The organism is Brevibacillus porteri, assembly GCF_003013475.1.
GTDB classification, from domain to species: Bacteria; Bacillota; Bacilli; order Brevibacillales; family Brevibacillaceae; genus Brevibacillus; species Brevibacillus porteri.
Window position 1 is genome coordinate 1 of record NZ_PXZO01000031.1, and the last position, 13,836, is coordinate 13,836.

At 48.1% G+C, this 13,836-nt stretch carries 12 protein-coding genes; 6 read left to right on the top strand and 6 right to left on the bottom strand.

Annotated elements, in window-relative coordinates:
• Nucleotides 1-38: 38 nt before the first annotated feature.
• On the bottom strand, nt 39-608 hold the full coding sequence (locus C7R92_RS16460) for a DoxX family protein (RefSeq protein ID WP_017251778.1): 570 nt from the start codon (nt 606-608) through the stop codon (nt 39-41).
• Nucleotides 609-856: 248 nt separating this feature from the next.
• Between C7R92_RS16460 and C7R92_RS16465 the strand changes: the two genes are divergently transcribed.
• From C7R92_RS16465 to C7R92_RS16475, 3 genes are all read left to right on the top strand, one after another.
• Nucleotides 857-2,923, top strand: a complete 2,067-nt coding sequence (locus C7R92_RS16465; protein ID WP_106834998.1) for a methyl-accepting chemotaxis protein — start codon at nt 857-859, stop codon at nt 2,921-2,923.
• A gap of 109 nt (nt 2,924-3,032) precedes the next feature.
• The gene (locus tag C7R92_RS16470) at nt 3,033-3,605 is read left to right on the top strand and encodes a histidine phosphatase family protein (protein ID WP_106834999.1); all 573 of its coding nucleotides are present in this window, start codon (nt 3,033-3,035) and stop codon (nt 3,603-3,605) included.
• Between the two features lie 119 nt (nt 3,606-3,724).
• Complete coding sequence (locus tag C7R92_RS16475; RefSeq protein WP_158265759.1) at nt 3,725-6,061, top strand: Ig-like domain-containing protein; 2,337 nt, start codon at nt 3,725-3,727, stop codon at nt 6,059-6,061.
• Between the two features lie 60 nt (nt 6,062-6,121).
• Here the strand turns inward: C7R92_RS16475 and C7R92_RS16480 are convergent, their stop codons facing one another.
• Together C7R92_RS16480 and C7R92_RS16485 are read right to left on the bottom strand one after the other, a co-directional pair.
• On the bottom strand, nt 6,122-6,988 hold the full coding sequence (locus C7R92_RS16480; RefSeq protein ID WP_069851763.1) for an RNA polymerase sigma-70 factor: 867 nt from the start codon (nt 6,986-6,988) through the stop codon (nt 6,122-6,124).
• A gap of 45 nt (nt 6,989-7,033) precedes the next feature.
• Complete coding sequence (locus C7R92_RS16485) at nt 7,034-8,206, bottom strand: NAD(P)/FAD-dependent oxidoreductase (protein WP_106835001.1); 1,173 nt, start codon at nt 8,204-8,206, stop codon at nt 7,034-7,036.
• A gap of 143 nt (nt 8,207-8,349) precedes the next feature.
• On the opposite strand from C7R92_RS16485, the gene C7R92_RS16490 reads away from it, so the two are divergent.
• The 3 genes from C7R92_RS16490 to C7R92_RS16500 all read left to right on the top strand — a co-directional run bounded on the left by C7R92_RS16490 (nt 8,350) and on the right by C7R92_RS16500 (nt 11,202).
• The gene (locus tag C7R92_RS16490; protein ID WP_106835002.1) at nt 8,350-9,090 is read left to right on the top strand and encodes a GNAT family N-acetyltransferase; all 741 of its coding nucleotides are present in this window, start codon (nt 8,350-8,352) and stop codon (nt 9,088-9,090) included.
• A gap of 145 nt (nt 9,091-9,235) precedes the next feature.
• Complete coding sequence (locus tag C7R92_RS16495; protein ID WP_244195762.1) at nt 9,236-9,802, top strand: sigma-70 family RNA polymerase sigma factor; 567 nt, start codon at nt 9,236-9,238, stop codon at nt 9,800-9,802.
• On the top strand, nt 9,799-11,202 hold the full coding sequence (locus C7R92_RS16500) for a hypothetical protein (RefSeq protein WP_106835004.1): 1,404 nt from the start codon (nt 9,799-9,801) through the stop codon (nt 11,200-11,202). Before C7R92_RS16495 ends, C7R92_RS16500 begins: the two co-directional genes overlap by 4 nt.
• 57 nt (nt 11,203-11,259) lie before the next feature.
• Here the strand turns inward: C7R92_RS16500 and C7R92_RS16505 are convergent, their stop codons facing one another.
• The 3 genes from C7R92_RS16505 to C7R92_RS16515 are packed head-to-tail and all read right to left on the bottom strand — an operon-like array spanning nt 11,260 to nt 13,626.
• Nucleotides 11,260-12,666, bottom strand: a complete 1,407-nt coding sequence (locus C7R92_RS16505; protein WP_106835005.1) for a nucleoside recognition domain-containing protein — start codon at nt 12,664-12,666, stop codon at nt 11,260-11,262.
• A complete protein-coding gene (locus C7R92_RS16510) occupies nt 12,644-13,375 on the bottom strand; it encodes a FeoB small GTPase domain-containing protein (protein ID WP_106835006.1) in 732 nt (243 codons plus the stop codon). Before C7R92_RS16510 ends, C7R92_RS16505 begins: the two co-directional genes overlap by 23 nt.
• Nucleotides 13,372-13,626, bottom strand: coding sequence for a FeoA family protein (locus C7R92_RS16515; protein ID WP_017251790.1), 255 nt, complete (start codon nt 13,624-13,626; stop codon nt 13,372-13,374). Before C7R92_RS16515 ends, C7R92_RS16510 begins: the two co-directional genes overlap by 4 nt.
• Between the last annotated feature and the right edge of the window lie 210 nt (nt 13,627-13,836).

Below are 13,836 nucleotides of genomic sequence, written 5' to 3' on the forward strand. Positions count from 1 at the left end.
TCACTCCCTCCTACTCGATTTAGAGAGGAAAGACAGGATTACTTGTTCATCGGCAAAACACCATCGCGCGCTTTTCTCGTCCAAGGTGTTCCGAGATACGAAAGCGCCCAGCGATCAAGACCATACCAGCCCGCAACCTTCCAAGCCAGAACGAGCCAAGTGGCAAAAACAAAAAGAAGTGGGTTGGTGCTGACCGTTCCTGCGAACAGAAAGCTGACGTTCATCAAGCCGCCGAAAAACGCTGCGATCCCTGTCAGGCAACCGAGGATCAAGCCGAGTCCGACGAGTACCTCACCCCAAGCAACGAGGAAGCCGAACACCTTGGCATTTGGCAATACCATATTTTCCAGGAACCAGGCGTACCACCCTGTTACGTCCTTTCCTTCGGCTGCTTTTGCCAAGGAGCCTTTTACGAACCCTTGAATCGCGCCGCCAGCTGCATCTCCAGTCCAGCTATCGGACTGGACTTTTTTCCATCCGGCAGTAATCCATGCATAGCCGACATACAGTCTGATGATCAACCAGATCGCAGCCGATTTCGTGCTGGTGAACAGGAAGTGTGAAACAGGATTTTCAGGAATAATAATTTCGTTTTGACGATTTTGCATGTGGGTGTCCTCCTACATACGTTTTGAACATCTTCGTTCGAGCCGATTTTAACATATCAAATGGCGGCGCAGTGCGGTTTTGGGCATAAGTTCATACGGTGTTCATTGACACTATAAGCACGGTGTTAATGGTAAATCCTAGTGTATATATTGCCAAAATACAGTAAATTCATGGAAAGATTGACAAGTTAAAGTGTGGTAAATTATGTTAAGTTATGTTTAAAAATAAAACTTCTTGGAGCAGACTTATGAAACGAATGTGGATGTCTTTTCGTACTAAGCTTACCTTGATGATTTCACTATTTACGATGCTGGTAGCCATTGTGTTGTCTATTATTGACTATGTTCAGTTCAAGGCAAATATTATTTCTGACCAAGCGATACAGTACCAGCTGGTAGAGGATCATGTCACGAATGCAGTGAAGAATGTGGATATGGCATACGGCGTTTTTGAGAATGACATGGAAACCCGCATGCAGCAAACACTGCAAGTATTAACGAACAACTATCGGCAAAATCCAGCGGTGGAGACGTGGGACTATGCAGTCCTGCGTGAGCAGTATGGGATGGATATTTTCATCATTGACCGAAATATCAAGGTCGTTCATTCCAGCATCAAAACCGATATTGGGCTTGATTTCAGCAATGCTGGGGCATTTACGGAGCTGTTGAAAAAGCGAATCAATGGAAATGAGTTTTCTGCTGATGGCATGGAGGTTGCGGTCAATACAGGTCAAATTAAAAAATTCGCTTATCTCCCTACGTTTGACCAGAAGTACCTGTTTGAAGCCAGTGTGAATTTGCAGGACAGCTCTCTTTTCCAGACCTTTAATTTCTTGGCTGTATCGCAGGCGATCACGGAGAAATACGACATGGTAAAAGACATTCTGGTCTTTTCTCATGATGGTTACGCTTTGGGGAGAATAGGGAGCGACGGGAAAGCCTTGCGGGTGATCGATCATCACTTGCCGATTTTTACGGAAGCATACCAATCACAAGAAATCAGAGAGTTTCATGAAAAAACAGAGGAGAAAGATCTCACTTATCGCCTCGTACCGTACAAGCTGGGCAAAGATCCCAATGATCTCAGCCGATCACGTGTCATCAAGATTGTGTATGACAATACGGAGCTGAACCAGAAGCTGGCGGACAATCTGGAGTCCGTTGTCTGGAAGCTGATATGTTCCGTGGCAGGAGCGTTGCTGCTATCCTTCCTGCTGAGTCGCTGGATTACCCGCCCGATTGATCAAATGAGGGAGATCATTACGCAGACGGCTCAATTTGATTTGCGGGAAAAAATGGCGGTGAACGAGCAGGGCATGCAGGATGAGATAGGATTGACGGCACAGTCGATCATTGTTATGCGTGAGCAATTGTGCGAGGTTGTGAGCAAGCTGACAGCCGTGTCTCGCTCGGTCGCTGAAAATGCGCAAAGCGCGAAGCAGTCTACTGACAAAGTAAGCGAGCAGTCCAGCGGAACCGCGGAGGCTACGGGAATCTTGCTCGCCCATATGCAGGAGACGATGGCGGCCACAGAAGAGATGAATGCGACCTTGAACGACATGGAGACCGTCATTCACTCGATTACGAAAAGAACGGAAGAAGCGGCTGCGACCGCGCAGGATGTCAGCTCACGGGCAACTTCTTTACGAGAACATGCATTGGCTGCGGATAAAATGACGACAGAGCTCTATATGAATGTGAAGGCGCAAACAGAAATTGCGATCACCGACTCGAAGGAATCGATGGGAAAGATCAACCTGTTGGCAGAGGCGATACTCACGATCTCTGAGCAGACGAATCTGTTGGCATTGAATGCGGCGATTGAAGCTGCACGTGCGGGAGACAGCGGTAGAGGGTTTTCTGTCGTAGCGGATGAGATACGCAGACTGGCGACGCAATCGTCTGAGGTCGTGATTGATATTCAACGCATTATTCAGGTCGCGCGCGAATCCGTAGACAATCTGGCGACTCATTCGTCGAGCGTATTGGACTTCATCGAAACGCGGGTCAGTCCTGACTACGATAGTATGATGGAAGCATCAGAGAAGTACAATATGGATGCACACCGTTTCCATACGTTGCTGGCGGAATTCAGTGCTTCTTTTGAAGAGTTGAATTCAACGATTAGCAATGTGGTTACTGTGGTGGAGCAAGTAACGAACTCCATGGAGAAAAGTGCACATAGTGTGGAGGCGATTACGGAGCAATCTCGCATAATCGCGGACAATAATCAACAGATTACGTCTATTTCCGAACGGAATGTCGGCTTGACGCAGACGATGGAAGAGATCGTGCATCGATTCAAAATGTAAGAGGGTCCCCCTTTCTGGTGAAAACGGAGAGGGGGATTTTTCGTAATACATGTACAGGGATGAAAGTATCAGAAAGAAATGATTGGAAATACTCCACGGGAGGGTACTCATGAAAACCTTTATTTACATGGTCAGGCATGGAGAATCACCAAAAACCGAAGGTGACGAGAGAACACGAGGGCTGACTGATAAGGGGAGGTCAGATGCAAATCTCATTTCTCAATTGTTGAAAAGCGAGAGAATAGATGCGTTCATTTCAAGTCCGTATAAAAGGGCAATGGCAACTATAGAAGAACTAGCCCAGTCCGTAGGGAAAGAGATCGTCGTTTTTGAAGAGCTGAGAGAACTCGTTTTTATAGGAAATGATCAAATCATGGCCGATAACGAAGTATACCCACTAGTAAAGCAGATGTTTGCTGAGCCAGACTTTTCGTTGCCTGGGGGAGAATCCATCCGAATTTGCCAGAATCGTGCGGTAGGAACGTTGCGAAAGATTTTAGAGCAATATAGAGGGCAGAAAGTTGTAATAGGAACGCATGGCGCCGTTATGACACTGATGATGGGGTACTTTGACAATCAGTACGACTTGGCCTTTTTATTAAAGACGTCCAAGCCTGATATTTACAAAATGGAATTTGAGGATGAGGTACTCGTGGAAACTACGCGATTATGGAAGGACTGACTATATATAAGAGACAAGAAATGAAGGTAGCTGATTTCGATGGAGGTTTGTGAGATTTTTGTGAGAATCGTTTGATACGCTAGGTGCCGACTACAAGTACAAGACTAGGAGGCATGAAAATGACTAGCGAAAAAGACAGAGAATCGAAGCGAAAGGAAGAACCTCTCCATTTTCGAAAAGGATTAGCTACCTTCCTTTGTCTCGCTCTCCTGACGTTGGGGATCGAGAGTCCTGCTTTTGCGGCTTTTGGAGCAGAGAATTTGGCTTCTGGGAAAACCGTTACATCCGGCGGGCATTATCAAACCTATTTACCAGACAAAGCTGTAGATGGTCAGGTGGGGATTGAGAGCAGTTGGATAAGTGATACAGGTCGTACGGGATGGTTCCAGGTAGACTTGGGGGAAGAGACTGAGTTTCGTTTATGGGAAGTAGAAGCAGCGATTGATCGTAACAAGGATTATTCGTTACAAATAAGCAGTGACGGAATCAATTTTTCTGATATTCCAGATGTAAATGCGAAAGTAACAGGAAATCAGTCATACAATACATCTCTATTATTGTCTGCTCCTGTTAAGAGTCGTTATGTCAGAGTCAATTTTACAGATACGAATGATGGTTTCAATCCAAATATTATGGAATTTGGCTTATTCAACATCAAAGAGCCTGAGGCCCCATTAGATGTGGAGGCAACGCTCGAAAAAAACAGTGCCATTGTAAGTTTCCAGTCTGGTAATCCAAATGGAAAACGAATCACGAGCTACACGGTTACCTCCCATCCTGGAAACTTGACGGCTACCGGGACAAACAGCCCGATTACCGTTGAAGGATTGAACGATGGCACGGAGTACACATTTACAGTCACCGCAACAAATGAAATAGGGGAATCCGTTCCTTCTGCACCTTCCAACGCCATTACGCCTGTCGAAGCTACTCCATCCAAGCCAGTCATGACCCTTAGCCATAACGACTGGACGAATCAGGATGTGGAAGTAACCATGGTGGGTGAGCTGGGAAATACCATTCAGTACAAGCTGAACAATGGCTCCTGGCAAACATACACTGACAAAATAAAAGTGTCGACCGAAGGAATCACAGAGGTTGTCGCTGTTCAGGTTAACGGTTCGCAAAAGATGAGTGAAGAGGAAAAAGTGGGGGTCCGCATCGACAAGACAGCACCGGTCATTACCTTAAAGGGCGATGCGACGATGACGCTGTACAAAGGAACCCCATTCACTGATCCTGGCGTAACCATCACAGACCGAGAAAGTGGCTTGGAGGCTGAGGTCCAAGGTCACATCGAACCTATCCAAACAGGGACGTATACACTGAAGTATCACGCAAAAGATTCGGCTGGGAACAAAGCTGACGTTGTTACACGCATCGTGAATGTCGTGAATAAGCCGACGCCACCACCGCAGCCTTCTTACTATCCGGTTTCTGAAGTAACACTGGAGGAAGAGGCATTCACTATGACACTCGGGGATGAGTCTGTCCAGTTGCATGCTACGATCCAGCCAACGTACGCTTCCTACAAAGCTGTAGAATGGACCAGCAGCAACCCTGAAGTAGCAGAGGTAGACAAGGAAGGCAACGTAACAGCAAAAAGCGCAGGGAAGACAGCGATTACCGTAAGAGCCCTCGACGGGAACAAGACAGCAACTACAGAAGTGACCGTGAAGCGAAAAGTAACCTTTACCCTGGAAGCGTCCCCTGAGGAACTGACGATAAAGCCAAATCAGTCTAAAAACCTCAAGGTGTATGTGGTAGACGGCAAAAAGCGCAAGGATATTTCGAAAGACAAAGAAACTACGTACAACATCGACAATGATCTGATCTCTTTGAAAAAAGGACGCATTACTGCTGGGAAAACAGAAGGCGAGTCTATCATTACCGTCCAGTATCAAGGGGAGGAGCTTACGATTCCGGTGAGCATTTCGGGATTGACTGTCAAGTCTATCGAATTGTCCGAGCAAACGCTTGTGTTGGAATCAGAACAGGAGAAGCAGTTGACCCTAACAGCTTTCTTCCGGGACAAGAGCAGTAGGGATGTAACAGAAAAAGCTACTTGGACTTCGAGCAATCCAGATGTACTAGAAGTGTTTGGTAACGGTGAGGTCAAAGCAGGAAAGAACGGAAAAGCTTATGTGACTGCCAAGTACGACAATAAGTACATGCGAGCAAAAGTTTTGGTGGTCGATGAAAAAGAGACGAAACAGTTAAAGCTGAATCGTTATATACTAGGTCTTTCTCCAGAAGAGACCTTTACCCTCCGAGTTCATGCCGAATATGAGAGAGGGTATACAGAATTGGTTTCTGAAGGGGTAGAATGGGTATCGGAAAATCCTGAGGTTGCAACTGTAGACAATGGTGAAGTGACGGCAGTTTCCACTGGTAACACAATACTGACAGCCAGCTACGACGGAAAAGAAGTGACGATTGAGGTAACCGTCGAATAAGACCGATCGAAACACATACAAAAAAAGCCACCTGATCATGGTGGCTTTTCGTTTTGATGACTACGACACGATGAATCTTAGCTTATCAGGATTTCTGACAAAGTAGAGGTTACGAATAACTCCGTGTTCGATATGCAAAAACACCACGGTGTCGATCTTGCCGTCTTGTCTGATCACAAACCCGGTCTCGTTGTTCAAAGGCGCGAGCTCTACAGAGAAATCTGGACGCTTCGAGAAGCTGCGCATCAAGCCGAGTAAGAAGGAAGCCACGCGTTTGCCAGACAAGATCGGATGCAGGGCTGCGGTGACCTTACCGCCGCCGTCGGAGAGCAATACGGCATCTGTGGCAAGCAGAGTGAGCAATGTCTCGACATTTCCGTGCTCCAGCGCAGACAGAAAACGGCCGATCCATTCTTCGCCGAGCTCTTTTTCTGGGGTGAAATGAGGTGCCTCAGGGTCCATCCCCATTTTCTTTTTCGCCCGACTAACGATCTTGCGGCAATTCGCTTCGCTTTTTCCAACCAGCTCGGCAATCTCGTCATATTGGAAATCAAAGGCTTCTCGCAGGACGAACACCGCTCGTTCTGGGGGAGATAGCCGCTCCAACAGGACGAGCATGGCGTAGGATAGCAACTCTTTGGTAATGACAGAATCATAGCCGTCTGCATCAGGGGTAGAGATGGGCTCTGGTAGCCATGGTCCAGTATACAGCTCCCGTTTTTTGCGGGCCGATTTTAACAAATCGAGGCAGCGGTTTGTGGTCATTTTGCACAGGTAAGCCTTCGGTTCGGGCATCTGTTCCAGAGAGACAGCATGGGCCTTCACGAATACGTCCTGCACGATATCCTCCGCATCCGTGGCCGAGCCGAGCATCTGATAGGCGAGGTGGAACATGAGCCCCTTATATTGTTTGTACAGAGCCTCCATGGCTGTGTCACTTCCTCTTGTGTCTTCGTACGTCCCTATTTTTTCCTATTTTATCATGCTGGCAACATTCCAGGTGAACTGGCGAAGCTTCCACCCCAATTTCCCTGTCAAAATGATATCGAGTCCCCATTTTCTCGTCCAAACCATTCCGCGTTCAGGGCCGAGTCCGACGCAGTAAATGTCCATGTAGCTTTTGTGTGCGGGGGCAGGGGTGCCATCCAAGTCGGCCAGCACAATTTTGCCCAAACGCATCGCCTGTCCGGAGGCTTCCTTGCATGTCATCGTATCTGCTTGCCTGCTGGCTGGATCTACGATGCGTGCACAATCGCCAATACTGTACACCCCCGGCGTTCCCGCTACACGATAGGATTCATCGACGACCACCTGGCCGTGTGTGGTCAGTGGCACGCCCATGCTGCGCAATGCGGGATTGGGTTGCAATCCGAGCGACCAGACGCATAGTCCGACAGCAAGCGTGCGGCCTCCAGATAGTGTTACGAGTCCATTCTGCTCATGAAGTGCCTTTTGACCATGCAAAATGGTTACACCGCCTTCCGTGAGTGCACTCTCCAGCTTGCGCCCCATTTTGGGAGGGCCTTCGGTAAACAAACGATCTTGTGCGTTGATGAGATAGACTTTGACTTCATCAGGATGGATGCCGAGGTTCTTCGCTTCCTCGTGCATAGCGAAAGCCAGCTCCGCGGAGGTTTCCATCCCGCTGATGCCTGCTCCTGCAACGGCGATGGTCAACAATCGCTCGCGTTCGGACGGCTGCTTCTCATGGACGGCTTGGCGCATGTTTGCAAGCCACTTTTCCCGAACCGCCTCGGCCGTCTCGACGCCCGTCAAAGCGATGCCGCCTTGTTCTGGCTCAGGTTGGCGAGTGACGCTTCCTACTGCCAGGATGAGCATGTCGTAGGGCAATGCGTGCTCTTGACCATTTTTGTTCCGAAGTAAGAGGATTTTCTCTTGCCCTTTGATCAATGTGACTGTACCTTGTACGAATTCGACGCCCTCTGGAAACAGGCTTTTTAGCGGAATCGAGATATCCGTTTTGGCAGCAGCTGGTTTGAACAACAGGACTTTGCGAAGGTGATGAGGCTCTTTATCGATTAAGATGAAGCGGATCGGGCGTCCTTTGCACGTATCGCGAACGGCTTTTAGCGCGTTGATACCTGCGTACCCGCCTCCGACAATCACACATGTTCGTTCTTTCATGCCAATCAGCTCCTCGTTTGGTTTGACCATATAACGAGAGAGGGAGCGATTGTGTGACACACCACAAGAGGAAAATGTAGAAGAAAATCGAATAGGGAATAGATGGGAAGCTAGACATCTGAGGTCGTAGGAGGATTCCAAGCATGTCATACAACATCTACACTTTCGCACAAAGATCGGATTTAAACGATCAAGCTGATGCACTAATCGAAGCAAGCTGGTCTGCCTTCATGCTGAATGACGAAGTGGCTAACGAATATTACGGTCATCTGTATGACTGGTTCTCTCCTTATCAATTCATGCTGACGGACGAGGCTGACAAGCTGATGGCTGTAGGAAATGCGATTCCATTTTACTGGGATGGCACTGCGGAAGGGCTGCCAAAAGGCTGGGATGATGTCTTTCTGCAAGGGATTGAAGACTACCGCCAAGAAAAACAGCCAAACGCGTTATCGGCACTCTCTATCTCCATCGATCCCCACTATCGCGGCCTCGGTCTCAGCAAGCAGATGGTTACGGCGATGAAGGATATCGCCAAGGAAAATGGTTTGGCGTACTTGGTGGCGCCTGTACGTCCATCACTCAAGCACAAGTACCCACTCACGCCAATGGACAAGTATGTTCAGTGGAAAACGACCGATGACGCTCCGTTTGATCCGTGGGTGCGCACACATTGGAAACTGGGAGCGACGATCATGCAGGTGGCGCCGGAATCCATGCTGATCAGAGGAAGCTTGACGCAATGGGAAGGCTGGACAGGGATGAAATTCCCGGAGTCCGGTTCGTACATCATTCCAGACGCATTAGTTCCCGTGCAGGTTGACGTAGAAAAGAAAGAAGTCGTATATATCGAGCCGAATATTTGGATGCAGCATTTTTTATAGAGCGATCCAAAAGGTCTGGTTTTTGGAAAAGGAAGAACAAACAGCGAAGTAGCCGTTGTGGAAACCACTGCGGTTTCTTTTTCATTTCTGTCACCTTTTTGCCGTGAGACGGATCATACCTAATAGCAAGCAATCAACGGATGAGGTGAACGGGTTGAACGAAGCAGAAACAATGCCAGCGAGTCTGGAGGTTACACAGGAAGCCAGACTGAAATGGCTGATGCAGCAATACGGGGAGAAGATTTTTCATCTGGTGAGTCTCACGGTAAAGAATCATGCCTTGGCGGACGATATTACCCAAAACGTGTTTATCAAAGCATATCGGCATCTCGATCAGTTCCGCGGAGACGGACAGATCAAGCATTGGCTCTACAAGATCGCAATGAATGAAAGCAAAAAGCATTTTCGGTCGTGGTCCTTCCGCAACATTTTTCCGACGATGGATGATCATCTGGGCGACCTGATGGATCGGCAGGCAAACAATCAGGTTGAGGAAGAGATTTTAAATCGGGTGAAGCGGGAAGAGGTCGTCACGTACATTCAATCCCTCGCACCGAAGTACAGGCAGGTTATCCTCCTGCACTATTATGAAGACCTGTCGATTGCGGAAGTGGCGGACATTCTCTCGGTTTCGCAGGATGTCGTCCGTACGCGTTTGCATCGAGCCAGGAAGCAATTGAAGGAGACCATGTCGAAGGAGGTAACAGGATGAGCGACGATCGCATGTGGAGGGAATGGAGTCAATCAGCAAAGCAATCCGTTCGTGAAAAATATCCGTTTCATTTGGAAAAATTCGAGCAGGAAGTACTCACAAAAATTCAGCGTGAGAAGCGTCGCCGTCGCTGGCAAGTAACCTCTTGGGCAGCTGGAGTGGCTGTTGCTGCTACTTTTTTCTTCCAGATTGCTCAGCCCTTTGGTGGAAGCTTGTGGGGACTGACTGGTGCAGAGCAAGGCCAGGAAGTATTTGAATGGATCACACCAGATGAAGGCTTCATGCATGCTTTGAAGAACGGCTATCCGATACTGCCTGAGGTGAAATTGGAGAAGGACGGTTTTGTTTATCAGATTAGGGATGCCATGGTCGATCACAGACGGATTACGTTTACGCTGTTAATCTCTGGTGAAAAAATGGAGGAGATCGCGCGAATTCCGGACGAATCGAAAAGAAGCGACATGCTCTATGGGAGTCTTCGTGTAGATTTGGGGGAGCTGACAGAAATAGGTCATGCTCCGAAAGATTTTCAATTAATCGATGGTGTGCATTATCTTATCATCACACCGAATTACCGAATTGATGAGAAAAAAATGCGAGAGTTCATGAATCAGACCAAGCCCGTTCTGCCTGTGCAAATTGTAGATATGCGCAAGAAAGAAGCTGATGGAGTGGTAGCCGAGCTGTTGCTGCCCCTGCCAAGGTCCGTCACTGTAGCAGAAAAAGTAATCCAACCGGATGCAGGTGTAGATGCTGTGCTTGAAACAGACAGCCTGTTAACGAGTCTGAAAGTAAACCAGATCGTAGCTTCTCCGACTGTGATGGAAGCGGAGCTGGAAGCTACTTTGCAGGATGGGTTCGAGCTGCATCGCTTGGAGAATGTCAAGCTGGTAGATGGGAGTGGAAAGGAATATCCGGCAATGGATGACCGAATCAATAAGAATCTGGAACGGGTTCGAGGTGGCGATGCTACCCGGGTTCAGGGCAGCGACAAGTATACCATGCAGTTTTTCCCATCTCTCTTCTTTGGAGACGTACCGGAAAAACTCGAGCTTCGATTCGACGAGGTATCTGCTTTCAAGCAAATTGAGGAGCATCTCGTGCTGGATCGGAATGCCAAATATCCGCAAAGCATTCCATTTGGCAAAAAGAAAAAGCTGAACATAGAAAAGGTGTATTACGACAAAGGCAAGCTTTTCATCGTCATCCCGAACAAGAGACCGGAAGATATTAACTTGCGTGTAGATGGTCAGTACTACAAGGATTTCATTATCGCAGAGAATCTGGAGACTGTTTCGCTAACTTACAAGGTACCGAAACAGGATACGTATCAGCTGGAGATGAGCGGACTGGAGTTTGAAAGATTTCTCATTAAAGGTGTAATACCTATTACGAAATAAGAAAGCCTTTGCACGAACCAGGGGGTCTGGTATTGTGCAAAGGCTTTTTACTGTTTTTTACACCCAACCGAGTACTCTTGCCACCTGGGCAGTCAAGAACGTTACTCCGATCGCAATGGCTAGAGGGATGAGTGCGGATAGAAGTGTCCATTTCACACTTTTCGTTTCCTTGTAAATATTGAACAAGGTAGTGCCGCAAGGGTAATGAAGCAGAGAGAACAACATCATATTGAGTGCGGTCAACCAAGTCCACCCGTGCTGCAAGAAGACATCCTTGATATTGTCGATCCCTTCCACATCCACCATGGCACCGGAGGACATATACCCCATCAGAAGGATCGGCAGCACGATTTCATTAGCGGGCAGACCGAGAATGAAGGCCATGAGAATATAGCCATCGAGCCCAATGATTTGCGCAAACGGATCAAAAAAGGCAGCCATGTGGGCGAGGATGCTATCCCCTCCAACATAGATATTGCCCAAAATCCAAGTGATGACACCCGCAGGGGCGGCTACAATGACGGCCCTTTTCAATACGCTCCACGATTTATCTTTGCTTGCGATGAGGATGGTTTTCCAAATCTGCGGTCGGCGGTAAGGGGGCAGCTCCAGCGTATAGTGTGTCGGTACCCCGCGCAAGGCTGTTTTGGATAGCGTCCAGGAAACGGTAAGAGTGATAACGATTCCAAAAAGTACCATACCCATTACGATAAGAGCAGTAATCAGCGATTGCCATCCACTGGTCGCGCTGGTCGCCATAAATAGTGATGCCAATAAGATCAAGGTAGGCCAGCGACCATTGCACGGGACGAAATTATTGGTCAGAATCGCCAGCATTCGCTCCCGGGGAGATTCGATAATCCGGGTGGAAAGGATGGCCGCTGCGTTACAGCCAAACCCCATGGACATGGTCAATGCCTGTTTTCCGTGTCCGCCTGCATTTTTAAACAGACGATCCATGTTGAACGCGACACGCGGCAGATATCCGAAGTTCTCGAGCAGGGCAAAGACTGGGAAAAAGATAGCCATCGGCGGCAGCATCACGCTGACAACCCATGAGGTACCGCGAAAGAATCCGAGAACCAGAATCCCGTGCAGCCAATCAGGTGCATGTACAGCCTGAAAGCCAGCAGTTAGATAACCCTCGACAACACCGAACATGTCGGCAAGCATTGCAGATGGAACATTGGCACCTGCGATCGTGATCCAGAATACCGCGCCTAAAATCGCCAGCATGATGGGGTAGCCCCATATTTTGGACGTTACAATATTATCCAGCTTATATGCACTAGAAAGCTTTTTCTTGTCTTCGTATGTCACAGCTTCCTTGCAAATACTGCGACTGGTGCGGTAAATGTCACTCACAATCGTGTCCCGAACTGCACTGCCTTCCACTGAGTTGCGGGCTACGGAAAGAAGTGCATCCAGAGGATCAGCCGAATTAGTGGCAAACGGTTTGCCCATGGGTCAAGCACTCCTTCCCTGAAGAGGTAGCTGGTTCTTGCATGCGCTTCTTCAAGGTTCGCAACAAGCTTTCATCTCCATCTAACAACCGCAGAGCGATCCATCTTGTCGGAAAACGGCTACCCAAGGTTTTCTCGATGAGCGGCTCCAACTGTGCCAGCTTGGATTCAATCTGGTCACTGTAGGTTATCTGTACAGGATTGGGCACGATGGTTCCGTTCGCTACTTTCTCCACCTGATCGAGCAAATTCTCGATCCCGATATGATTTCTGGCGGAAATGGCGATACAGGGAACGCCTAATCTTTGCGAGATTTTTTCCAGATCAATACGAATGCCAAGCCTTTTCGCCTCATCGATCAAATTGACGCATACGACGACGCGGGGGGTCATTTCCAACACCTGCAAGGCCAAATTGAGATTCCGTTCCAATGAAGTTGCATCCAGTACCACAATGGTGACATCAGGTTGCTCGAAGATAATGTAATCCCTCGCCACTTCTTCATCCGCCGAGTTGGAATACAAGGAATACGTACCTGGCAAATCGATGATCCGAAAAGTCGTATTTCCCCGAGAGAATTCTCCCTCAGCCATTACGACTGTCTTTCCTGCCCAGTTTCCTGTATGTTGGCGCAGTCCCGTCAATGTGTTGAATAATGTACTCTTACCGGTATTCGGATTTCCTGCCAAGGCAATCGTGTAGGAATTCATTTTTCGTCACTTCCCACGTACTCCCCGAATATGAGCGAGCTTTCTTCTTTGCGCAGGGCAATGATCGTGTTATTTACCCGAAAGGCAATGGGATCGCCTAGCGGACTTTTTTGCATGACTTCCACGATGTTGCCGGGGACGAAGCCGAGATCCAGCAATCGTCTGCGCAGTATACCCTGAACGTCAATACGATCCAGACAGATGTGGCTACCCATCAAGGCATCAGACAAAGGAATGCTGATAGATGGCATGATGTTCACTCTCCTTTTTCGTTAAGGACAAACTGTTGGCTTAGGGCAAAAATGAAAGTAAAAAAAAGTGCACGTAGTCGTTATCTTCATGATTTTAGTTTAAGGTAAGATTCTTTCCCAGGCAACAAAGTTTTTGCTTAAGGAAACTTTTTCGTCATAAAAAACTGCACCTCCAATCGTTAATGCTCTAACAATGGGGGTACAGTTTGA